The 22729-nt window shown below is 54.2% G+C and carries 18 protein-coding genes and 1 pseudogene; 8 read left to right on the top strand and 11 right to left on the bottom strand.

All coding sequences use genetic code 11. The annotated features are described in order from the left end of the window. Positions 1-8 precede the first annotated feature (8 nt). Genes hcaB through hcaE form a run of 4 tightly spaced genes read right to left on the bottom strand, consistent with a single transcriptional unit; the run spans position 9 to position 3017 of the window. Positions 9-821, bottom strand: a complete 813-nt coding sequence (gene hcaB, locus AC2A1E_RS12005; protein ID WP_484383929.1) for a 3-phenylpropionate-dihydrodiol/cinnamic acid-dihydrodiol dehydrogenase — start codon at positions 819-821, stop codon at positions 9-11. Next, the gene (gene hcaC, locus AC2A1E_RS12010; RefSeq protein ID WP_484383930.1) at positions 821-1138 is read right to left on the bottom strand and encodes a 3-phenylpropionate/cinnamic acid dioxygenase ferredoxin subunit; all 318 of its coding nucleotides are present in this window, start codon (positions 1136-1138) and stop codon (positions 821-823) included. Before hcaC ends, hcaB begins: the two co-directional genes overlap by 1 nt. Next, positions 1138-1659, bottom strand: coding sequence for a 3-phenylpropionate/cinnamic acid dioxygenase subunit beta (gene hcaF, locus AC2A1E_RS12015; RefSeq protein ID WP_484383931.1), 522 nt, complete (start codon positions 1657-1659; stop codon positions 1138-1140). Before hcaF ends, hcaC begins: the two co-directional genes overlap by 1 nt. Beyond that, a complete protein-coding gene (hcaE, locus tag AC2A1E_RS12020; protein ID WP_484383932.1) occupies positions 1656-3017 on the bottom strand; it encodes a 3-phenylpropionate/cinnamic acid dioxygenase subunit alpha in 1362 nt (453 codons plus the stop codon). Before hcaE ends, hcaF begins: the two co-directional genes overlap by 4 nt. A 136-nt stretch (positions 3018-3153) precedes the next feature. Between hcaE and hcaR the strand changes: the two genes are divergently transcribed. Beyond that, positions 3154-4050, top strand: coding sequence for a DNA-binding transcriptional regulator HcaR (hcaR, locus tag AC2A1E_RS12025; protein ID WP_484383933.1), 897 nt, complete (start codon positions 3154-3156; stop codon positions 4048-4050). A gap of 18 nt (positions 4051-4068) precedes the next feature. Here hcaR and AC2A1E_RS12030 read toward each other — a convergent pair whose 3' ends face one another. The 3 genes from AC2A1E_RS12030 to AC2A1E_RS12040 form a co-directional block, all read right to left on the bottom strand. Next, positions 4069-5685: an Ig-like domain-containing protein gene (locus tag AC2A1E_RS12030; RefSeq protein ID WP_484383934.1), complete on the bottom strand. Its 1617-nt coding sequence runs from the start codon at positions 5683-5685 to the stop codon at positions 4069-4071. Positions 5686-5761: 76 nt separating this feature from the next. Next, positions 5762-6442, bottom strand: a complete 681-nt coding sequence (locus AC2A1E_RS12035; RefSeq protein ID WP_484383935.1) for a ZirU family protein — start codon at positions 6440-6442, stop codon at positions 5762-5764. 83 nt (positions 6443-6525) lie between these two features. Continuing rightward, complete coding sequence (locus AC2A1E_RS12040; RefSeq protein ID WP_484383936.1) at positions 6526-9120, bottom strand: ZirU family protein; 2595 nt, start codon at positions 9118-9120, stop codon at positions 6526-6528. A gap of 694 nt (positions 9121-9814) precedes the next feature. On the opposite strand from AC2A1E_RS12040, the gene AC2A1E_RS12045 reads away from it, so the two are divergent. The 6 genes and pseudogenes from AC2A1E_RS12045 (at position 9815) to AC2A1E_RS12070 (ending at position 16345) form a co-directional block, all read left to right on the top strand. Further along, a complete protein-coding gene (locus tag AC2A1E_RS12045) occupies positions 9815-10969 on the top strand; it encodes a mandelate racemase family protein (protein ID WP_484383937.1) in 1155 nt (384 codons plus the stop codon). Positions 10970-11023: 54 nt separating this feature from the next. Beyond that, entirely contained in the window at positions 11024-12634 is a 1611-nt protein-coding gene (locus tag AC2A1E_RS12050) for an ABC transporter substrate-binding protein (RefSeq protein WP_484383938.1), read from the top strand. A gap of 124 nt (positions 12635-12758) precedes the next feature. Then, positions 12759-13799 carry an ABC transporter permease gene (locus tag AC2A1E_RS12055; protein WP_484383939.1) on the top strand — a complete coding sequence of 347 codons (1041 nt, stop codon included), beginning with the start codon at positions 12759-12761 and terminating at the stop codon, positions 13797-13799. A gap of 70 nt (positions 13800-13869) precedes the next feature. Next, positions 13870-14704 (top strand): annotated as a pseudogene (locus AC2A1E_RS12060) (ABC transporter permease); the annotation flags it as partial. Next, on the top strand, positions 14667-15542 hold the full coding sequence (locus tag AC2A1E_RS12065) for an ABC transporter ATP-binding protein (RefSeq protein ID WP_484383940.1): 876 nt from the start codon (positions 14667-14669) through the stop codon (positions 15540-15542). The pseudogene AC2A1E_RS12060 and the gene AC2A1E_RS12065, both read left to right, overlap by 38 nt. Positions 15543-15568: 26 nt before the next feature. Then, positions 15569-16345, top strand: a complete 777-nt coding sequence (locus tag AC2A1E_RS12070; protein ID WP_473191524.1) for an ABC transporter ATP-binding protein — start codon at positions 15569-15571, stop codon at positions 16343-16345. A 42-nt stretch (positions 16346-16387) separates the two neighbouring features. Here the strand turns inward: AC2A1E_RS12070 and AC2A1E_RS12075 are convergent, their stop codons facing one another. The 3 genes from AC2A1E_RS12075 to AC2A1E_RS12085 all read right to left on the bottom strand — a co-directional run bounded on the left by AC2A1E_RS12075 (position 16388) and on the right by AC2A1E_RS12085 (position 18705). After that, the gene (locus AC2A1E_RS12075) at positions 16388-17161 is read right to left on the bottom strand and encodes a MipA/OmpV family protein (protein WP_484383941.1); all 774 of its coding nucleotides are present in this window, start codon (positions 17159-17161) and stop codon (positions 16388-16390) included. Between the two features lie 98 nt (positions 17162-17259). Continuing rightward, positions 17260-18063: a CPBP family glutamic-type intramembrane protease gene (locus AC2A1E_RS12080; protein ID WP_484383942.1), complete on the bottom strand. Its 804-nt coding sequence runs from the start codon at positions 18061-18063 to the stop codon at positions 17260-17262. Positions 18064-18066: 3 nt separating this feature from the next. Then, positions 18067-18705, bottom strand: coding sequence for a TetR/AcrR family transcriptional regulator (locus AC2A1E_RS12085; RefSeq protein WP_484383943.1), 639 nt, complete (start codon positions 18703-18705; stop codon positions 18067-18069). Between the two features lie 281 nt (positions 18706-18986). On the opposite strand from AC2A1E_RS12085, the gene AC2A1E_RS12090 reads away from it, so the two are divergent. Continuing rightward, on the top strand, positions 18987-20300 hold the full coding sequence (locus AC2A1E_RS12090; RefSeq protein ID WP_484383944.1) for an NAD(P)/FAD-dependent oxidoreductase: 1314 nt from the start codon (positions 18987-18989) through the stop codon (positions 20298-20300). 183 nt (positions 20301-20483) lie between these two features. Here AC2A1E_RS12090 and AC2A1E_RS12095 read toward each other — a convergent pair whose 3' ends face one another. After that, positions 20484-22583, bottom strand: coding sequence for a glycosyl hydrolase family 28 protein (locus tag AC2A1E_RS12095; protein WP_484383945.1), 2100 nt, complete (start codon positions 22581-22583; stop codon positions 20484-20486). Between the last annotated feature and the right edge of the window lie 146 nt (positions 22584-22729).

Genomic DNA, 22729 nt, shown 5'->3' on the forward strand with positions numbered 1-22729 from the left:
TTAGGCTCCTATAACGACAAGCCACCAGCAACGTGGCGGATACCTCGGATTGCCAGGCCCGCATCGGCATTGATCATCACACCGCTCAGCGTGCGATTGTTACGGCGCGACGCGAGCATGACATAAGGGCCGGTAAAATCTTCCGGCGCAGGAGAGAACTGCAAAGGCAAAATAGCCGCGATCTTTTCTGGCGTCAGGGACTGCATAATCGAAGTGTCCTGCTGCCCCAGCGCCTGCGGACCACGCAGATCGCTTGCCATGCCGCACGGCCCAACGCCGTTGACCCGTACCTTGGGTGCCAATTCATAAGCCAGTTGGCGAATCAGCCCCACGGCGGCATGTTTGCTAGCGGTGTACAGCGGGCCGCCGCCGCCCGGATACCAGGCAGCGTTGGAGAGCGTAAAGATCATGCTGCCGCCGGATTCGACCAGCGCCGGAGCGCTGGCCTTGGCCCCCAGCAGATAGCCTTTGACGTTGACGCCAAACAGCTCGTTAAAACCGGATTGCAGCTGTTCCGCCGGGGTCGCCAGCAGCGAAGCGTTGTGATCCCAGATCCCGGCATTGCCAATAAAACAGTCCAGGCGGCCAAAACGCGATAGCGTCATCTCTACCGCGCGCTGATTATCGGCAAAACAGGTGACATCACCCTGTACGGCCACAATCTGCTCGCCAAACTGTTGCTGTAACCGGCTCACCTTCTCCGCAGAACGTTCGAGGGTCGCCACGCGGGCGCCCTCTTCTATAAAACGTGCCACCAGCGCCAGCCCTAGACCCGAGCCCCCGCCGGTAATCAGTACTACGTCATCGTTGAGATCGGACATCAGGCTTCCTCCGGGATATCGATAAACACCGCCCCTTCTGCGACGGTGACCGGGTAGGTTTGCAACGGTATCGTGGCTGGCAGGCACAGCGCTTTGCCGGTTTTCAGGCAAAAGCTGGTGGCATGCAGCGGGCACTCCACGGTAGCGTCATCCTCGATATACCCCTCAGACATAGAGGCATTGCCATGGCTGCACTGATCGTTAATGGCATAATATTCGCCGCCCACGTGGAACAGCGCGATCACCGGCTTGGTATCCAGCCGGAGGGCTTCACCCTCCGGCAGCTCCTCAGCAAAACAGGCATGAATTCGCTTCATCAGAACAGGACACTCAGGTTGTGGGAGGTAATAACCGCCTGATCGAGAATGATTTCACGCCCGCACAGGCCCCAGCCTGCCAATGTTTCACGGCGGCGCAACAGATCGGTTCGAGTACCCACGTAGATAGTCTCATCCCGCTCTTTTTGCGCCCGGTACAGCAGGTAGTTAACCCGTACGGAAAACACATCAGGCTGTGCGGTTTCAGTCACCACGCAGTTACTGACCAAGTGGCGCGTGCGCGACGGCGGCTCTTCAGCCCAGGCCATACCGGTTTCCAGACGTGCGACCCGGCGTTCCAGCTGCGATTTGGTATCGTTGAAGATCCAGGTGGTCGGTGGCTGTGCCCCTTTGCGTCGATCGCGAGTCTGGGTATTGACGGTGGTGCGCATGGTGTAACGCAAATCATCGTCCAGCAGATCCAGCCAGGCACGGAATTCCCAATCATCCAGCAACGCGGCTTCGTAATAGAGAAATTGGCTTATTTGATGATGGAGCTCAAAAGAGACGGACATACTCATTTCATCACCTCCTGTTGATACGCAGCGGTTTTCTCTTGCACTTCTTTCCAGGTGTCGCTGCTCAGTAAATCCGCCCAACGCTGGTACATACCGCGCGCGGCGGTTTCAGAGAAGATGTAGTTGGTGATACCAGGGACATCATCAGTACGGCGTTTTTCCTGATTTAACCCCATCTCCAGACACAACGGGTTGTTGCGGGCCTGATGACCTTTAAGCAGTTTCTGGATCTCGCACCAGTTTTCTGAATCATCCTGTTCGAGGAAACCGGCCGGGCCGAAGGCTCGGGTGGCACTGTTTTCGAACGCAGCTTTGGTTTCGTCCGATGCGGCTTTGTCGGTAATGCAGAACGCCCAGACTTCGACCTGATCCGGCCCGCGTGGGTGCCAGACGCGCAACGTCGCGGTACCGTTAAGCCAGGAAAGGGTAGGAAAAATGTTGTTATGCCCGGCCAGACGCAAAGCACGGGTCTTGCCAAGGCGCTGTTCCGCTTCGGCATAGCTTTCACGGTAGTAACGCGAGACTTCACCATCGACCCACACGTTGGCATCCGGTTGCTCGGTGAAGAAGAAGCCGCAGCCGTGGCCATCCTGACCAAACTGCACAGCGTCTTTGGCGGTTTCCCACACCGGACGAGGGGTCTGATCGGCACCGAGTTTTTTCTCGCTGCCATCCGCCATGCCGCCTAGCACCTGTACTGCCGAAACGTGGCTGAACAGGGCGTGATACTGATCGCTGGCGAATTGCTCAGCTGGGAATTTCCAGTTACAGTTAATCACCCACTTCTGCACACCGCCGACGATTTCGGTGCCGCCTTCTCGACGATCCAGCAGGCCGTCAAGATACCAGGCCATATCACCCAGATAGTCCGTCAGCGCAGGGGCGCTGGTGTCCCAGTTGCCGAAAATCAGGCCTTTGTACGATTCCACGCAGGGAACTTCTTTCAGCCCCCAGTGCGATTTGCACAGCCCTTGTGGATAGGCGCGCGGTTCCAGTGGCACTTCGACCAGTTCACCGTCAATGCCATAGGACCAGCCGTGATAAGGACAGGTAAAAGCGCGGGTGTTGCCGCTATCGGCATAGCTGACGCGCATTGCGCGGTGCCGACACTGGTTGAGAAACGCTTTGATGGAGCCATCTTTCTGGCGAATCACCACCACCGCGTCTTCACCCATGTAGGTGTTAAAGAAGTCTCCTGGTTTTGGGATCTGGCTTTCATGGGCCAGAAACAGCCAGCAACGACCAAAAATCCGTTCCAGTTCTAGTTGATAAATTTCCGGATCGGTATATATACGGGGCGTAACCTGCCCGTTTTTAGCGTCGATCAAGCTGTAGATGTCTAATTTTGCGCTCGTGGTCATATTATTTGATCCTCATCCAAGAGATGTATTGACCTTCGTAGGGGTTGCACAAAGGATGTTGCTTTCCAGTTGCTAGTTTGTGAAATAGTAAAAATCTACCGTACTAGACATTTTTTCTATGATGGGAGGAAAAAGTATGGAGCTAAGGCATTTACGTTATTTTGTCGCGGTAGCCGAGGAACTTAATTTCACCCGGGCAGCGGAAAAACTGCATACGTCGCAGCCTTCCCTGAGCAGCCAGATCAAAGATCTTGAGCACTGCATCGGTGTGCCGTTATTGGCCAGAAGTAGTCGTCAGGTTTCACTGACCCGCGCGGGTGAGGTGTTTTTACAGCAGGCGATCAATATTCTTGAGCTGTCCGAACAGGCCAAACAGTTGGCGCGTAAGGCGATGGAAGAACAGGTACGGCTGACTATCGGTTTTGTTCCCTGTGCGGAAGTGAATATCCTGCCCGAGGTTCTGCCAAAGTTGCGCCAGCAACTCCCCGCAGCCGGTATCGAATTGGTCAGCATCATTACCACTCAGCAGGAAGAGAAATTATTGAAAGGGGAAATTGACGTTGGCTTTATGCGGCGGCCGATTATCAGTAACCAGTTAAACTATCGGGTGGTTTATCGTGAACCGCTGATGGTGGTGATGCACGTCAATCACCCATTAAGCAAAGAAACGCAGCTCAACCCGCAGCATCTTGATGGCGAAAACTTTATCAGCACCGATCCGGCTCACTCTGGTGCGCTGTATCAGATGGTGGAAACTTACCTGGCGCAAGCCCACAGCAAGCCCAATACCGTGCAGGCCGCCACCAATATTCTGGTCACCATGAATCTGGTGGGGATGGGGCTCGGGATTTCCATTGTGCCGCGCTATGTCTGCCATTTTCAGTCGGCGAACGTGGTGTTCCGGCCGTTACCGGCCAATGCCCCGCAGATCGAGTTACTGATGGCCTGGCACAAAGAAAATAACAGCCCCGGTTTGGCTCAAATGCTCGAGCTGGTTGTCGAGCAGGCAGAAGCGTTAGAAGAACCCGTGTAGGATCATCCCCCTGCTGACTTACAGCGATGTCGAACAGGTGACATAGGTTACACCATCCAGCGGGAAATCGAACAAACTGCCATTCCCCAGATAAACGTAATGCCGGGCGTTACCACCGCTGACCAGTTCAGTCACCCAATAGTTACCGGCAAACCAGCCGTTAGAGTAACTGTTCATGGTGCCCCATTCATTCCACAATCTGCCGTCGGCATCCCGGTTGGCACCGGTCTGGCTGGCCGGGGTTCTATCGGTCATCTGACCATACCCCGGAACAGCGTAGCCGCTGCCTTGGGAGCTGCACCAGGCTGCGGCAGCGCTGTATGTCATAATGTTGAAGTCATTATTTCTAAACCAACGACTCACGGTGAACTGGTAGGTTAATGTGGTGCCATTGTCTGGGTTTTCAGCCGTAACGGTGACGCTGTTATTGCCCGATGTCGGCTCCTGATTGAATCTGACGTTGCCGCTGCCATCGACGCTTGCCCAACTCTGATTGCTACTCCAGTTATAGGCGTTGTTATCTGCCGGGCTTTCGCCGATAACCAGTTGGAATGCTGCACCGACAAATCCTGTTCTTGGGAATCCGTCATCAACCGAGAAAGAAGCGCCGTTGACCAGGATCTGCGTCATACTGAGCTCCTCAGAGAAATTAACGGTCACCGTAGAAGACACGCCGTTGCTGGCGGTGGCCGTCACCTCACTGCTGACCGCCGATTCGCTGGTCAATGATAAGGTCACTTCGCCTTCGCTGTCGGTTTGAGCGCTGGTGGTGTTCAGCGTCACGCCGTTGGTGGCGGTGAAAGTAATGGTTTCGCCTACCACACTGTTGCCACGGCTATCCTCCACGCTGACCAGCACATTGTTATCGTCAACGCCGTTGGCCTGCGCGTTGTTCTGGGTCACTTCCGCATCGACGACATAGGCAGGGCCTGCAACAAACAGCGTATCGATAGACTTGCTGTCATTATCAATACTGGCCGTTACGTGGGTGGTACCGGCGATCACGTTGGTCACGTAGGCCGTCGCCACGCCATCGACGCCCGTTTGCGCGGTGGCGGAGATTACGCCCATGTTGTCCGCATCAAACAGCACGGTGGCCCCCACGGCAGGGGTACCATCCAGATATTGCACGCTAGCGCGCACGGTATTCACCGCCTGCCCATCGGCCACCACGCCCAATGGCGCTTCCGCCCACGTCAGGCTGGCAATAGTGCGTTGCCATTTGATATTGATCGGATTAGCGAGCTGTACCGGCAAGCCTTCGCTGGGTACGGTGATATTGGGATCGGTCTGCGGGGTGACGATCACATTCAGTTCACTACCCGCCAGAATATCGCTGAGATCCAAGGTATAGCTTGGCGCTGTCGCCCCGCCGATCGCGGCACCGTCCAGCGTCCACTGATAGGTGGTGCCCTGTTCGGCATCACCATCTGCATCATTGAAGACTGAGGTGACCGTGATAACGTCCCCAGCCTGTGGTTGTGTATTATTTACCGAGAGCGTCGCCGTTGGCGCTCGCCCGTGAACTGGCGTAGTGGATTGCTGGACGGCCTGCACCGCCTGGCTCATGACGACAATCAGAACCAGTAATATCCTGAATAAAAAATCATTGAAGATATGAGCACGGCGCAGCATCCAGCGTATCCATCATACTGATTGATTAAATTAATAGGCCCAGGCAGTGATCACACCTGCCTGGGCTGACGCTTTATTAACGAGTTGGTGAATTACCTACAACCACCTGGACTCTCAGTCTCTGGTCGGTCCGTACTGGCGTGTAGGTGCTGCTGGTTGCTCCGCTAATGTCAGTGAAGGTATTGGTGCCTACGCCAGTTTCGATCTGCCACTGGTAGGTCACACCGATACAGGTACCGCCCGCACAGGTTGCTGTTGCGGTCAGAGCCGTATCAACTTGTGGATAGCCACCCACTTCACCGGTCACCTCTACGCTAGTAACAATACCACCCTCAACCACCGTCAGGGCATTAGACGCAACGGCCAAACCCTCGGCCGGATCGGTGATGGTCGGATCGGTATGTGGAGTCACGACCACCGTGATGGCTTTGCCCAAGTCACCGGCCACAATGGTATAGCTATTGCCGGTAGCCCCGGGAATATCGGCTCCATCGGCCTGCCATTGATAGGTTTGCGGTATCGCCGCATCGCCATCCTCATCGCTGAACGTCCCTGGGGTGCCGATACTCAACGTATCGCCGACATCAACCAGACCGTTGCCGCCAGCATCGTCAGAAACAATGGTGCTTTGCGTCACCACCGGGGCACGACCTCTTACGGTAGTCGTCGGGCTGGATGTGACAGCCGACCAGGCCGAGCCAATGATCAACATGCTGAGCAACATCCCCGATAGCAGAGAGCCAATTTTATGCTTCATCGTTTTCTATCCTCTATCTGTACTCAAAATCAATGTTTGAATAGCATTCCAGAACCGCTTGGAATGGTGATAAAAACCCAGCGTTAATGCGAAACCACTCTTATAGCCCGTTTCTGTAAATCACCTGTCACCGTCAATGTTTCTGAAGTGGCACCAGGAATAGCGATGAACACCCCAGAACCGACAGCAGACTCAACTTCCCACTGATAATTCATTGATACCCCGTTACACAGCGCAATCGAGCACATCGCAACCGCCACCAGGGTATCCCCAACCACCGGGTGCTCAGTCAATTCAGCGCCGTTGTGGTAGATCAACAATTTCTCCGGTGTTTCCGGCATAAAGGAGATTTCGATACGTTCCTCATGCCCACCGCTGATAGCCGTCACCGTGGTCACACCTGGATTAATATTGGCCAGTTCCACCGTCACCTCCCCTTCGGCGTCCGTAATGCCTTCGGGAGGTATCACCGTCGCACCGTTGTCGGCGTCAAATTCTACCGATTCATCGACTAGAGGATTGCCGTGTTGATCTGTCACGCGCGCTTTGACTTTGTTGACATCAACGCCATCCGCTAATGCTTCATCGTTAATGACCGTCAGACCAATAGTGGCGGTGCTGTGATCGGCGATGAGCGTGACTTCGTGTGATGTCACCGCTATGGCATCACCATTCACCGTAGGAGCCACCGTCACGGTGCCTGCCACAACCCCGCTCAGTGTTGCGCTATACACACCGTTAATTTCCGTGACTGCACTCAGAGTCACCTCCGGCTCGCCGGTGACGTGAAAGGCCACCGTTAATCCTGTAATCGGCTGATGGTGACTATCCTGGGCGCTAAAGCTGAGGGTGCTGGTATGCACGCCATCCGCAATAATCTCGGCAGGCTCAACGCTGAAAGAAGAATTATCCACGTTCGGTGTATGGCTGCTCTCTGTTAAAATAACTTTAGCTGATGCTAGAGAGATGTTTTGAATAGTTGGAACAATAATGGCTTCCCCCTGGGTGAAACCTGCCGTTAGCTGGGCGGTATAAACACCCGGCGCGGTTTCAGCCACCGCACTCAACAGCGGTTGGTTAGTTGGCTGGGTTGCCGTAGCGTCTGGCGTAAAATGTAAATCCAGCGTCAGCTGATCCGCCATGCCCTTCACCGGCAGATTATTCACGTCTTTTAAATTCAGGGTAATCTGGCTATCGGCAACGCCATCCGCCGGTATTTCCGCCGGGGCAACCTCCAAGGTGGAATTGTATTTACTGACCACTTGCTGCGTGACGATAATCTGCGTTGTGCTGTGGTTTGAGGCATTACCCTGGCTATCGTAGGCCACGGCACCCAGCGTATAAATATTGCTACCTGCCGTATAAGACGGCAGTTTTATCGAGATACTTTGCGAGGAGATTTGTTGCACCACGCCGCCCGCCGCCACTAACGATGCAGTATCCCAATCGATTCGCTCAAGCCCGTATTTCGCCGTTACCTGCGCATCGATTTTGATGGTTTCATACGCACTGCCGGTCATTTGACCCGGTAATGCCAGCTGGATCAGATCCTGTTTCTGATACTCCAGCACAATATCGTTGTTACGCTCCACCAGATCATAACGGCTACCGGCCAGCGTGCGGCTGGCGGCCACTGCGGAAGGATCGATCTGTGTCTGCCAGGGTTCGCCAAGGTGATAATTCAGTTGGACGCTGATATTGCTGTCGTTTCTGCCACCTTTACCGGCGCGGTGCTCTGCCCCAATGGTGATCAAGGGGATGGGCGTATAGTTGATCCCCGCGGTGAAGGCATAAGGATCTTTCTGCCTGTCGTCCTTGCCGAACAGCGCCACTTCGTTGCCCCAGTAATGTTCATACATCAAGTTACCGCCAAGCTGCGGATAAGCCGGTAAATAAGCATCGACACGCAGATCGTAGCCATTGGCCGGGCGTTCATTGTAATCGGCAAAGTCACCGGACTGATGCCAGCCCGTCATGCGTAAATAGCTGTTCGCCGAGAGCTTGAGGTAATCCGTCCAGGCCTCGGCGCCAAAACCTACCCGGCTATTCTTGCCCGTCATATCCCGATCAAAAAAAGCGTTAGCGCCGTACATCCAGTTATCCTGCAAGGTGCGGATGCCCGCGCCAATATTGACGGTATTGCGGCTGTCTTTATTGCGCAGGCCAAACTGGCTGAAGAATAAGGATTGCTGGTCATCATAAAGCGGCACCAGCATGTCGAATGAGCTGCCCTCAAGGCTGAATTGGTCATTCAGACTGAGCTGGACACGTGCGGTACCGAACTGGTTCAGCCAATGCTGCACGGAGTCGTTGGCTTCACCGACCACCATCGAGCGCGCCATACCGGCGGCGGCCAGCGGCGTGTTGTCGTCGGCCACCAGCGTCGCACCTTTCAACAGGTTATGCGCCAAGCGCTCTTGATATTGAGCAGGCGGCGTCGTTTGAGCATCTTCCTGGTGGGCTTTCAAAGGTAACGAGGTGCTGTGCGGAATATCAATTTCATCGCCGCTACCCAACTGTTCGAAGGGCTTTGAAAATACACGAAACTGATTAACTTTTTTTAATTCATCGACCGTAAGATGGTGCTTTTTTGCCACCAGAGAAACCGTTTCACCCGCTGCCATGGTGTAGGGTACCGTTTCATAAGGTGTCACTGTTTGGGAAGAAGGGGTCAGCATTTTGGCTATTGCAGGGTAAAAAGATAGGCTCAACGGCAATAGCAGTTGTAAGACTATATTAATCCACACAACAATAGGTTTGCAGGTCACCGAGGAAAACTCCTTCTGGATATCAGTTAGCGTAGACTCGCTTCCGGCTTTTCTCAAACCGTGAACGGTAGTCGCAGCGATGCTGACCTCAGGATTTTCTGTTGCAAAATCAATTAATTTATACCGTATATAGCCTAGTGCTCGGCTGGCGACGTATTTTAAACAATCATCGTCATGCTTTCGGTATATGAAAAAGCTTTGCAACATTCCCCAGCGCAACCAAGAGACAAAGACGCGATGCCGTTTGCTCTGGCGTAAATGAAAAATGTCTTTAGCTCGCGTAACCAGATACATCGCCCCGAATACTACGCTTCTATACCGGCAAACCTGGCACCTGCATATAGGGGCTTTCCTGCTCTCATTGTGATACGACTCACAGCCCCTTGTGCATCCGCCCAAGTGAAATCCTTATTCTCGGAGCAATTCGCATTAATTTCCTAATGACTCTTGGATGAATATCCTCAATACTTTCAATACGTGAAATATTATTTCTTTTTAAATGGAACGGTGTTTTATTTTATTGAAATTACGTTAATAACATTAATCTAAATAAGGTCTTTTCAACGCAGATATTTAGGGTTCAATATTCGAGGCAGGTAACACAATGAAAATAGAGTCTGTTAACGTCCAGGTATTTACCTATCCCACCCGTCGCGTTTCCGATAGCGCGGGGCATTCCCACCCAGGCAAAGAGTCGCTGGCAAAAATGGCGATGTTGACCATCACCTGCGACGATGGCAGCGCGGGTTATGCCTTTGCTCCACCGGAGGTGATCCGCCCGCATATCATCAATGCTTTTTTCCGTAAGGTGCTGATCGGGCAAAACCCGTTCGACCGCGAGCGGCTATGGAACGATCTGGTGCATTGGCAACGCGGCAGCGCCAATCAGTTGACCGACCGCGCGCTGGCCATCGCCGAACAGGCAATTTGGGATCTGCTGGGGCGCAAGCTTGATCTACCGGTACACAAGCTGCTGGGCGGCTACCGCGAGAAGGTGCCAGCCTATGGCAGCACCATGTGCGGTGATGAGCTGAGCGGGGGTCTGTCAACGCCGGAAGAGTACGGCCGCTTTGCCGAACAACTGGTGGCGCGCGGTTATCAGGCGATCAAGCTGCACACCTGGATGCCACCGGTGTCCTTCTCACCCAGCCCGAAAATGGATGTGCGCGCCTGCGCCGCCGTGCGCGAAGCCGTGGGGCCAGACATCGCCCTGATGCTGGATGGCTACCACTGGTACAGCCGCAGCGATGCGCTTTACATCGGCCGTGAGTTGCAAAAACTCAATTTCGCCTGGTTTGAAGAGCCGATGGAGGAGCAAAGCATGGCTTCTTACGTCTGGCTGACGCAAAACCTGGATATCGACGTGATCGGGCCGGAAAGCCTGTCAGGCAAGCACTTCAGCCGTGCTGACTGGGTCAAGGCCGGTGCCTGCGACATCCTGCGCGCCGGTGTGCAAGGCGTCGGCGGTATCACCCCTTGTCTGAAAGTGGCGCATCTAGCGGAATCCTTCGGCATGGACTGTGAGATCCACGGCAACGGTGCGCCGAACCTGGCGGTGGTGGGAGCCATCCGCAACTGCCGCTGGTATGAACGTGGCCTGCTGCATCCGTTCCTCGACTATGACGAGCCTGCGGCCTATCTCAACAGCATCATTGATCCGATGGATGCCGAAGGTTTTGTGCATCTGCCGACGCGGCCTGGCTTGGGCGAGGATATCAACTTCGACTATATCGAAGCGCATCAGGTCGCACAGGAATAAGCCCGATTTTCTAAAAATATAAAATCTGAGTCCTATCCCACTTGGAGATGGTCCATGAAAACAACATTGATATTACGTTCCCTCTGCCTTTCCCTACTGGTTGCCACGGCGCTCCCTGCCGTGGTCAGCGCCAAAACCCCCAACGATCAGCTGATCGTTGGGATGAACATGAACAACCTGCTCTCCCTCGATCCGGCGGCCATGACCGGCAATGACGCCGTCGGCATTATTGTTAACCTCTATGATTCACTGGTTGAGCTGGATCCCGTCAACCTGAGCAACGTGCTGCCCGGCGCGGCGAAAAGCTGGGAAATCAGCGCAGATGGCAAGCTGATCACGTTCCACTTGCAGGAAGGGGCCAAGTTTCACTCAGGTAACCCACTGACGGCAGAAGACTTTGCCTGGTCGATGAAGCGCCTGCTGAACCTGAATATGGCGCAGGCCACCACCTGGAAATCCTACGGGTTTACCGCCGACAACGTGGAGAAAATGGTGCGGGCCACCGATCCGCTGACCATCGAAATCGAACTGCCCAAGCCCACCGACCCGAAGCTGGTGATCTACTCGCTGGCGACGCTGGGCAGCGGTTCGATTCTCGATCGCGCCACGATCATGCAGCATGAGAAAAACGGTGACTGGGGCAACGGCTGGCTGACCACCAATGAGGCCGGTTCCGGGCCGTTCAAGCTGGATGTCTGGCAGGCGAAAGACGTGCTGCGCATGAGCCGCAACGACGACTACTGGCGCGACGATGCCAAGATGAAGCGCGTGATTTTCCGCCATATGACCGAGTCACAGGCGCTGCGCCTGATGATTGAAAAAGGGGATATTGATATCGCCACCGGCATGTCGGTGCCCGATATCAACGCGCTGAAGAGCGATCCGCAGATCGTCATTGACGACGTCAGCAAAGGCACCATTTATTACGTGGCCATGAGCCTGAAAGAGCCGCATTTCGCCAATCCGAAGGTCCGTGAGGCGGTGCGTTCCCTGATTGACTACGACGGCATCAACAACACCATCATGCCCGGTTACGGTGTTTACCATCAGCGGCCAATTCAAAAAGGCATGAGTGCCACGCTGCCGGATCCTGGCTATAAGCTGGATGTCGCGCGGGCCAAAACGCTGCTGGCGGAAGCAGGCTATCCTGACGGTTTTACCACCACAATGCGCGTGCTGGCCGATCCGCCGTTTATCAATATCGCCACCTCCGTGCAGTCCACGCTGGCGCAGGCGGGTATCAATGCCAAGATCATGTCGGGCACCGGCAACCAGGTTTATGGTGCCATGCGCGATCGCCAGTTCGACATGCTGGTTGGGCGCGGCGGTGGCGGCGTTGATCCCCATCCGCACTCCAGCCTGCGTTCGATTGCCTATAACCCGGACAATAGCGATGCGGCCAAGCTGACCAACTTCCAAGGCTGGCGCACCTCATTCTATGACCAACAGTTGAACGAGATGGTCGATCAGGCGTTGGTTGAGAAAGATCAGGAAAAGCAAAAGCAGCTGTATATCGCGGTGCAGAACCGTTACGACGCGCTGTACCCGGCTATTTTGCCAATTTCTCAGATGGTCGATTCCGTGGTCGTGCGTAAGGATGTCGTCGACTATATTCCACATCCGTCTTCCACCACGCATTTACGTAGCGTGTATAAACAGCGTTAATTTATTTATCCAGGGGTGGTGGTTAATTAAATTAACCGCTGCCTGCGACTCGCATCTGATTAAACCGGGAAATAACGCCTGATGGATTTAGGTATTATTTCCCGCATCATATCGAGAGGGAAACATGAATTTCTCTGATTGGTTACAACCTAATGGCTTATTACGCCGCCTGAGTAAGCGTTTATTACAGGTGATCGTGACGCTGTTTGGTTTATTAATACTGACGTTTATTATCGGCCGGGTAATGCCTATCGATCCGGTATTGGCGATCGTCGGGCAGGATGCGGATCAAAGTACCTACCAGCAGGTTTATCAGCAATTAGGGTTGGATAAACCGCTCTGGACACAGTTCTTTATCTATCTGAATTCGCTGCTGCACGGGGACTTGGGCAATGCGTTGCTGACCGGCCGCCCGGTGGTGGACGACATTATCCGCGTGTTCCCTGCCACCATTGAGCTGGCCACCATGGCGATCCTCGTTGGTGCCGGTTTAGGGGTGCCGCTGGGGGTGATGGCGGCAGCACGGCGCGGCAAGATCGCGGACTATATCGTGCGTTTTATCAGCCTGGCGGGGTATTCCACGCCGATCTTCTGGGTAGGCATGATGGGGCTGCTGGTGTTTTACGCCTGGCTGAATCTGGTGGGCGGCGCGGGGCGGGTCGACATGGCCTTCGATGGCCTAGTGGATAACCGCACCGGCCTGCAGCTGATCGACTCCGCGCTGGCAGGCGAGTGGGAAGTGTTTCGCAGCGCGCTGAATCACCTGGTGCTGCCCGCCACGATCCTCGGTTTCCATTCGCTGGCTTATATCAGCCGTATGACCCGCAGCTTTATGCTGGCGCAACTGTCGCAGGAGTACATCATCACCGCCAGAGTGAAAGGGCTGTCGGAGTTTCGCGTGCTCTGGTCGCACGCCTTTCGCAATATTCTGGTGCAACTACTGACGGTGGTGGCGCTGGCCTACGGTTCACTGCTGGAAGGGGCGGTGCTGATCGAAACCGTCTTCTCCTGGCCCGGCTTCGGTTCCTACTTGACCGGTAGCCTGCTGCTTGGCGACATGAATGCGGTGATGGGCTGCGTGCTGTTGGTCGGGCTGATCTTCGTGACGCTCAACCTGATCTCCGACATGTTGTATCAATTCTTCGATCCGAGGACTAATGCATGAATATCTCCTCTGAACCGGCCCTGCAAGCGCGCCAGCCGGGCGCTGCCAACGGCAAGCTGGGGCTTTTCCTGCGCGGCGTGCTGGATTTCCTGGTGTTGATGCTGAAGAACCCGCTCACCGCCATCGGCGCGGCGATCGTCTTCCTGCTGATCCTGGTGGCGCTGTTTGCCCCATGGTTGGCGACCCACGATCCGCTGGCGCAGGATCTGACTAACGCCCTGCAAGCGCCGGGGGCCACACACTGGTTCGGCACCGACGAGTTTGGCCGCGATCAGTTTAGCCGCTTGGTGTATGGCTCGCGCATCACGCTGTATATCGTGGCGCTGGTTTCGGTCACCGTTGGCCCCATCGGCCTGATGCTCGGCGTGGTGGCCGGTTACTTTGGCGGCAAAGTGGATACGGTGCTGATGCGCGTGACCGACATCTTCATCTCCTTCCCTAGTCTGGTGCTGGCATTGGCCTTCGTCGCCGCGTTAGGCCCAGGGCTGGAGCATGTGGTGATTGCGATCACGCTGACCGCCTGGCCGCCGATTGCGCGTTTGGCGCGGGCGGAAACCCTCTCGCTGCGCAACGCGGATTTTATCTCGGCGGTGAAACTGCAAGGAGCTTCCCCGCTGCGCATTCTGTTGCGCCATATCGTGCCGCTCTGCCTGCCGTCGGTGATTATCCGTATCACCATGAACATGGCCGGGATCATCCTGACCGCCGCCGGTTTGGGCTTCCTCGGCCTGGGCGCGCAGCCACCTGACCCGGAATGGGGCGCGATGATCTCCAGCGGACGGCGCTACATGATGGAGTGCTGGTGGCTGGTGACCATTCCTGGGCTGGCGATCCTGCTGAACAGCCTGGCATTCAACTTTTTAGGAGATGGCTTACGTGACATCCTCGATCCTAGAACTGAATAAACCCGCCCCGTTACTGGAGGTGGAAGACCTGCGCGTCAGCTTTGTCAACGGCGCGCGGGTGACCGATGCGGTGCGTGGAGTGTCGTTTACCCTGGGTAAAGAGAAACTGGCGATCGTGGGGGAGTCGGGCTCCGGCAAATCCACCGTCGGGCGGGCGCTTCTGCGCTTGCACCCAGGCAGTGCGCGCATTACGGCCAAGAAGCTGCGTTTCGCCGATACCAACCTGCTGGAGGTGAGCGAAGCCACCATGCGCCAGGTGCGCGGTAAACGCATGTCGATGATTATGCAAGACCCTAAATATTCGCTGAACCCGGTGGTCTGCGTCGGCGATCAGATCGCCGAAGCCTATCTGGCACACCATAAGGTGTCGCGCGCCGAGGCGAAAGAGCGGGTAATGGCGATGCTTAACGTGGTGCGGATCCGCCAGCCCGAGCGGGTTTACGGGCTTTATCCTCATGAAGTCTCCGGTGGCCAGGGGCAGCGCATCATGATTGCGATGATGCTGATCACCGGCCCGGAACTGGTGATCGCCGATGAACCGACTTCCGCGCTGGATGTCTCGATACGCTTGCAGGTGCTGGCGATGCTTGACGATCTGGTAGAAGAACGCGGTCTGGGGCTGATTTTTATCAGCCACGATATCAACCTGGTGCGCAGTTTCTGCGATCGGGTGCTGGTGATGTACGCCGGCCGGGTGGTGGAGTCGATCGCCGCCTGCGATCTGGATAACGCCCAGCATCCTTACACCCGTGGGCTACTCAATGCGCTGCCGGATATTGCACATCGCCGGGCAACGCTGCCGGTGATGGTGCGCGATCCCGCTTGGCTCGATGGTTAAGGAGCAAACCTATGTCAGTTGCAACCATGATTGAAGTGAACAACCTTAATCTGACGTTCGGCGAAGGGAGCCAGCAGAATCAGGTGCTGTTCGACGTTAACCTGGCGGTGAACAGCGGTGAGATTTTTGGCCTGGTCGGCGAGTCTGGCTCCGGTAAGACCACGGTGTTGAAATGCCTCGCCGGGCTGTTTAACCACTGGACGGGCGAACTGGCAATCGACGGCCATCCTTTGCAACACCGGATAGAGCGCCAGCGCTGCCGCAGCGTGCAGATGGTGTTTCAGGATCCCTACGGTTCGCTGCACCCGCGCCATCGGGTGGAATCGATTCTGGAAGAACCGCTGGCGATTCATGGCTTCAGCGATCGCCACCAGCGCATCGATAGCATTCTGGAGAAGGTGGGCCTAAGCACCGCGTTTCGCAGCCGTTATCCGCACCAGTTGTCCGGCGGCCAGCGCCAGCGCGTGGCGATTGCCCGCGCGCTGATCCTGGAGCCGCAGGTGCTGCTGCTGGATGAACCCACCTCGGCGTTGGATGTTTCGGTGCAGGCGGAAATCCTCAACCTGCTGGCGGAGCTGCAACAGCGGGAGAAACTGACCTATCTGATGGTAACGCATGATTTGGGGGTGATCGCCCATCTGTGCCACCGGGTGGCGGTGATGCAATACGGGCGCATTCTCGAAACGCTGGATACCGGCGATTTGACCACCAATACGCCGAAAACCGCCTATACCACTATGCTGGTCGATGCCAGCCGCAGCTATAGCCGCGATCTGGCGCAAGAGGCAGCACGGATGCAGTAGCTTAGGCTCTGGCGCGCCCTTGCGCGCCAGAAATAGCGCCCATCAAAACCTATATAAAACCCCGGTGGCTACGGTGACACTATAATCACGTCCGGTCATCGGGCTATCTTTCACCGTATCACTCATCTGCTCATAGTTACCCATCAGGAACAGTTGCCAGTTGTCGTTAACCACATAATAACTGGTGAGGGATAAATAAGAGGAAACGCCGCTCTTCGCACGGTATTCCGCTATCCCACTGCGTTGTGATTCCTGCTTGCTGACACCAAAGTAATAGTCATTGAAAGAACGGCTTTGCCACTGCATGCCCACACCCGGCACCAGTTGTAATTTGCCAAACTGGAATAAATACTGATAGCCGACATCCACCAGCACCCCGTCGCTATAACCCAGAACATCTGTCGCCACTTTACCGCTGACGGTTCCCCAATCGGCATTATATTGATACCCCATACCTGCCATGGCAGTGGCGCGCCGCTTATCCAGTTTTTTCATTGCTGGGTCACTGCTGTCTGAGGGTTTAAAACTCAGTGGGGAGTAGTCAACATTAAAGCTCAAGCCGTGGGTATCGGTATTAATGATATTGATCCCCGCGCCTTGGCCGCTAATAAAAAATTGCTCTCCTTGATAAGTGATAATAGGGACTGGCATAAACTGCGTATCATAATCCCGATAGGCTAATTGTTCTACCGCCACGCCTGCACCTACGGACCATTCCCCTGCCTGTACACTGCCGGTGAATAATAGCGTTGTCAGTGAAAATACACCTGCGGACAGCAATGAAGTACGAATAGAGCTATAAGTTGAGTGAGTCATAATAAAGTTCCCAGAGTATTTTTAGTTAAAAGTTTACCGTCAGCGCTGAACAGCGCTTTTTAGTGAATTAAAGTATTGTTGTAATTAAAGGGTGCGAATTATTCTTTACAGAAAAAATCTTGTTCAATGGCAATCAATAATGCTGCAACCAAAAACAATATTGCAGTCCAGATACATTTGGTTAAAGGCTCTGTCTGTAATAATTCTGCCGCCATTACCAGAGTAAAGTGAAATAGAACGGCAGCCGGAATACTGCGTTGGCAGCGGTAATAGAACCAATTAGCCATTACGGTGGCAGGAAACATACTGATAAAGAAATTGGCAACGTATATACCGCCTGCCTGCCATAATTGATGCTGGTAAGTCCCTTGAATAAAGAATAAGGGTAGATGCCAGAGCGCCCATAATCCGCTGAATACCAGAGTAACCGGCAATAGCATTCTCCAGATGCTTCTCAAACTATCCACACCATAGCTGCGCCAGCCCAACTCCTCCATTAGCGCTGCGATCAGCGCCAATGGCAACATCGGTAGAAACCCGACGGAAAAAGAAAACTGGGCGGCGTTCTGCCCCATCCGTACCGACAGCCAGGTGGCTATTAACAACGGCAGCAGGATCAACCCGAACATCATCAACAAGCGGCTTGGTGTTATCCCCGTCAGCGAAAACAACCTCTTACGGCAGTCCTGCCACAGTCTGCTGCTAGCTCCAGGGCGGATCATGATCCCTGCCGCAATGGCCGGGCCAAGTAACCCCACCAGAGCCATCGCCGTAGTCAGCAGCTGTTTATCCGGTAAATGGCTCATATAAGCGGCTACCATCCATGGTAACCACGACAATCCAAGCGCCAGGCCAAAAAAACGCAGCGGAAAATAACGGATTGAATGGGTGAGATTGGCCATACATCACCCCTGCACCTGAATACTGGCACCGAGCACTTTAGCAAAAGATCCGGGAGCTGCGCCGAAAGCGCGCTCAATCAGCAGCAACATTGCCTGCATGCGCGCGGCTTCTTCTTCGGGCGTCCAATGAAAAGTTTGATGGCCAAACAGCGACAGCGAACCGGCTAAAATAAACTGCACGGTGGATAATGGATCCTCGACCTGAAAAACCCCTTCTCGGTTGCCTTGCTCCACGACCGCTGCCAGCACCGGGCCAAAAACCAATACCGTTTCAATATTGCTGCGTTCATGGAGCGCGCGGTTTTCTGGGCGATGTAAATCCTCGACCAGCGACTGCCCGCTATCTACCGTTTGGTTTTGCGCCGCGATGATGGCGCAGAATTTTTCAATTGCCCCCAGATGTGGATCGTCAGCGATAACTTGTGATTGGGCAGTAATATCGGCACACATCTGCTGCGCCAACGCCTCAAGTATCTCTTCCTTTGATTTGAAGTAGTAATAAAACGTCCCTTTGGCGATGCCAGCCGCGCGGACAATCTCATCCACAGAGGTGGTTTCATACCCCTGAGTCTGAAACAGGTTGCCCGCCGCATTCAGAATTTCTGCTCGGCGCACCTCTGGTTTTTTTACCGTACGAGCCATAACCCTTTCCTGTGTTGTGTAGATAATATCGACACAATACATACTGACTGACGGTCAGTCAATTAAAAAGTGAGATTTTTTTGAGCACCGCAGGCTCGGATTAGGGATGGTGCAAGCGACCAATAGGCTTTATTTTATCTTTCATTTGAGTTGACCTGACTCCAGTCAATGACAGCCAAGGCAGGTGAGTGGGAGCATCGCTCCATGTATCATGGGCTGAAGTGGTATCAATACGAGCTTGCGGCATTGATGCCAGACGAAATTTAACAAGGACAATACGTTTGAAATATGCATCAGTGCCGTTAAATCAGAACCAGAATGGCTGGCTAAAAGACGATCGGTTACCCGCAACCTATCCCGTGTTGATCGGCGATACCGAGGCGGACTGGGTGGTGGTCGGATCCGGGTTTGCCGGTATCTCCTTCGCCAGAAGGCTGGCAACCCATGCGCCGCACCTGAAGATCATCGTTATTGATGCAGCCTGCGCGGCAGAGAGTTCCTCGGCGAGAAACTCAGGGTTTATTATCGGGTTACCGCATAATATCGGCAGCTCAACGGCGGAACTCAAAAAGGCGCAGTCTTATCGTGCTTTGCTGCAAGAGAGCATCAGTCAGTTAGCCACCCTGATTGAACAACAGGGAATTGACTGTGAGTGGGAGAATGTCGGCAAATATCATTGCCAGGTCGATACCCGCAATGAGCGCGTGCTGAAGGAATATACGGATAACCTTGATGTGATGAGCGAGCCGTATCACATTCTCGATCAAGATGCGCTCTACCAGAAATTAGGCAGCCGTTTTTACCATAAAGGCATTTATACCCCGAGCGCTATTCTGGTGAATCCCGCCAGCCTGATTACCGGCCTGGCGAATAATTTGCCGGATAATGTGAGCGTCTATAACCATACGCCGGTTCTGGAGATCCGCCCCGGCAAGGTTGCCCAAGTGCTCACCCCTTACGGCACTATTAAAGCTGGCAAAGTCATGCTGGCGACCAATGCCCTTTCCAGAGAGCTTGCTCCGGTCACCAGCCAGCAGGCGGCCATGGCTACTTTCGCCAGCATCACCGCGCCATTAACCGCAGAACAACGGCAAAAACTCCCGGCGATGAGCAGTTGGGGGTTAACCCCGGTCAATGCGATTGCCGGTGCGACATTGCGCTATACCCAGGATCACCGTTTCTTAATCCGCCAACATGTGACACCGGCTTTGAACGGCAGAATCACCGCCGCGCAGACTTATCAAGCCACCCAGTTGCACCAGCGGATATTCAATAAAATATACCCACAGTTGAAGGATGTGCCGATCACCCGCACCTGGTCAGGCACCATCAGCGTCACCAGAAATGGCGCGCCGGTTTGGGGGGAATTGAAAAAAGGGATTTATACCGCTGGCGGCTGTAACGGCGCGGGTGTTTCTAAGCAAACCATCGCCGGGACGCTGTTGGCCGACTATGCGTTGGGTCATGACAATCCGCTGATCGGCGCAATGTTAGAGCTTGGCAAAGCGAATTATCTACCACCTTCGCCGGTGCTTGATGTGGCCATCGGCTTGTCACTGCTGAAGGAAAGATATCTGGGTAGGAAAGAGATTTAGTCAGCATAATCATTCGGCACAATGATAACCGTGACGCCCCCTCTCCCTGTGGGAGAGGGCCGGGGTGAGCAGGCTTCTCGTTCAGTGATACTCCCCTCACCCTCTCCCCGAGGGAGAGGGTGAGGGGACTGGTTAGCCTTAACTGACAAGCATTACGCGCCAAAGACGCAGGTAAAACCCTCGTTATTCAGTTGCTGCTTCCAACGTCATCACTCCAGCACCTGTAACGCTAATCACATCAGAGTTAACGCTGTCTTTCAGAGCGATATTGATTGCCTCCATAAATTTCCATGCCGCTGGCACGTTTTCGAATATCACCTGATTAAACTGGCTGTCTCTCAGGAATGAAATATCCGTCGCTTTGGTATTCTTAAACTTCACGTTTTCGAAATGTAACCCGCTGTGGAAAGCATCGCGTTCAAAGGCAAAACCGTAAGCGCTTTCCATTTCGGAGATGGTCATGCCATCAACCAGGATACTGTTTTTCTTGCTGGTGCCGTCAATCGTCACGTTCTTCACCGTCACGTCGCGGAACTGCGCAGGTTCGCTGGCAGGCACCGTATCATTAACATCAGAAGCGTATTTAATAGTGAAAACAAACGGTTGTTCGTTAATTGCCACCATCGCGTTATCACGGAACAGCACGTCACGCGCGCCGCCGCCATAGTAAGGGCGGCTCTTCATGCGCAGGCCGACAAAGGTGAGATACATCACGTTATCTTCTGCACGGATCTTCTCAATCCATGCGCCGGTATGGCTCCCTGCCACCACCGCACCATGACCATTACGGAAATAGTTATTGAAGATCCAGGCTCCGCTCTGCGCTTTCTGACCAAACTCCTGCACGCCAGCACCAAAGCCTGCGGCAAAGTTGACGCAGTCATCGCCGGTATCAAAGAAGTTATTGAATACCATCACATTCTGGCTGTTGCCAAACTCAATGCCGTCGGCGTTGTTGGCATCAAACGTAGTATGCGATAACGCATTCATCACCACGTTCTCAGACTCCAGCACCATCACGCCGTGGAACGCCGGGTTGAGGATCGTCAGGCCATCAACGTACAGATTACGTACCCCGCGCAGGGTCATCAGGCTGGAACGGCGGTTCTTGTACGCCTCCGTCAGCGACATGCCCTCACCCACGGCGACCGCAACCTGGGACTTTGCCAGAATACCGTCGTTGTGAACTTTGTCTTCTTTACTGGCGCGATACTGCGGCAATTTATTGCCGACTTCATCGGTAATCTCATCCACGCCGCCCGAACTGATGCCGCGCGTCCAGCCATTGCCATCAATGGTGCCTTTACCCACGATACGGATATTTTCAAAAGTCCCCGCATGAGTGCTACCCTGATCGTTCGCTTCCAACACGTTCAACAGCGATGGCGGGCGTTTTGGCAGCGGTGCCGGTACGGTATAAGGATACAGGATATACCCGTTTTCCAGCGGGTAGTCAGCCGCATCGGCGGAACCCAGCAGCACGGCATTCTCGGCCACCTCAAAGGTCATGTTGCTGTGCAGGAACAGCGCACCGGACTTGTATGTTCCTTCGGTGAGTTGCACCTTACAGCCCTGAGAATAGCGTTCCAGCGTACAGTTATCGATAGCGCTCTGGATCGCAACCGTATCCAACGTCGCACCATCCCCTTTTGCCCCAAAGTCTTTCACATCAATCAGATAGGGTTTAGCCGTGGTTTCCTGCTTCACGGTTTCGCTGTCTACCGACTCTTTACCATCGGCATAAACCGCGCGGACGGTGAAGCTGTACTCAGTGGCGGGCGTTAACCCGGTCACCGTAAAATTATGCAAGCCAATCTTGGTGTGCCAGTTTTCGCTGTCGATATTCTGATAGAAATTATCGATATAAGGTTTGGCCGGTGAGTGGAGATCGTGATTAGCATTAGCACTGCCAATCAGTTGGCCGTTCATGTAAACGTTGTAATCTTTGATATCGCTGTACTGTTCAGGCTTTTCCCAAACCAGAACCACACTGCCCTCGTCATAGGCCAGCGTAGGTACCTGAACCTTTTGCGGCGCAGCAGAACGATCGACAACAACGTTGTTACCGCCCGATGTGTTCTCACCGCCCGATGTGTTCTCACCGCCCGACGTGTTCTCACCACCCGACGTGTTCTCACCGCCCGACGTGTTATTACTGCCCGACGTGTTATCACTGCTCAAGGTGTTATTCGTGCTCGAACCGTTATCACACCCCACCATCAGGCCGCTTAGAACCACAATGGCACCGAGAGTCAGACGCATTTTGGGTAAAGAATAAAACATGCAACCTCCTGTATGATTAATATCACGTACTAAGAGCCTTCTCCTTTATATCCGTTACCTTTCAATCCGCGCTCCGTAAGCTCCTATCTGTAACTCGAATTATTTAGGGCCAGACATATTCCCAATTTTTCAGGAAAAGGCTGAAA

It is taken from the genome of Serratia sp. HNCC26DJ206 (genome assembly GCF_057180605.1).

Coding starts and splice junctions, on each gene's coding strand:
- hcaC (WP_484383930.1), bottom strand. CDS start 1,138: ATGAAGCGAATTCATGCCTGTTTTGCTGAGGAGCTGCCGGAGGGTGAA.
- AC2A1E_RS12055 (WP_484383939.1), top strand. CDS start 12,759: ATGAATTTCTCTGATTGGTTACAACCTAATGGCTTATTACGCCGCCTG.
- AC2A1E_RS12035 (WP_484383935.1), bottom strand. CDS start 6,442: ATGAAGCATAAAATTGGCTCTCTGCTATCGGGGATGTTGCTCAGCATG.
- AC2A1E_RS12030 (WP_484383934.1), bottom strand. CDS start 5,685: ATGCTGCGCCGTGCTCATATCTTCAATGATTTTTTATTCAGGATATTA.
- AC2A1E_RS12070 (WP_473191524.1), top strand. CDS start 15,569: ATGATTGAAGTGAACAACCTTAATCTGACGTTCGGCGAAGGGAGCCAG.
- AC2A1E_RS12080 (WP_484383942.1), bottom strand. CDS start 18,063: ATGGCCAATCTCACCCATTCAATCCGTTATTTTCCGCTGCGTTTTTTT.
- AC2A1E_RS12040 (WP_484383936.1), bottom strand. CDS start 9,120: ATGCTGACCCCTTCTTCCCAAACAGTGACACCTTATGAAACGGTACCC.
- hcaR (WP_484383933.1), top strand. CDS start 3,154: ATGGAGCTAAGGCATTTACGTTATTTTGTCGCGGTAGCCGAGGAACTT.
- AC2A1E_RS12050 (WP_484383938.1), top strand. CDS start 11,024: ATGAAAACAACATTGATATTACGTTCCCTCTGCCTTTCCCTACTGGTT.
- AC2A1E_RS12085 (WP_484383943.1), bottom strand. CDS start 18,705: ATGGCTCGTACGGTAAAAAAACCAGAGGTGCGCCGAGCAGAAATTCTG.
- hcaE (WP_484383932.1), bottom strand. CDS start 3,017: ATGACCACGAGCGCAAAATTAGACATCTACAGCTTGATCGACGCTAAA.
- AC2A1E_RS12065 (WP_484383940.1), top strand. CDS start 14,667: ATGGCTTACGTGACATCCTCGATCCTAGAACTGAATAAACCCGCCCCG.
- AC2A1E_RS12075 (WP_484383941.1), bottom strand. CDS start 17,161: ATGACTCACTCAACTTATAGCTCTATTCGTACTTCATTGCTGTCCGCA.
- AC2A1E_RS12045 (WP_484383937.1), top strand. CDS start 9,815: ATGAAAATAGAGTCTGTTAACGTCCAGGTATTTACCTATCCCACCCGT.
- hcaB (WP_484383929.1), bottom strand. CDS start 821: ATGTCCGATCTCAACGATGACGTAGTACTGATTACCGGCGGGGGCTCG.
- hcaF (WP_484383931.1), bottom strand. CDS start 1,659: ATGAGTATGTCCGTCTCTTTTGAGCTCCATCATCAAATAAGCCAATTT.
- AC2A1E_RS12095 (WP_484383945.1), bottom strand. CDS start 22,583: ATGTTTTATTCTTTACCCAAAATGCGTCTGACTCTCGGTGCCATTGTG.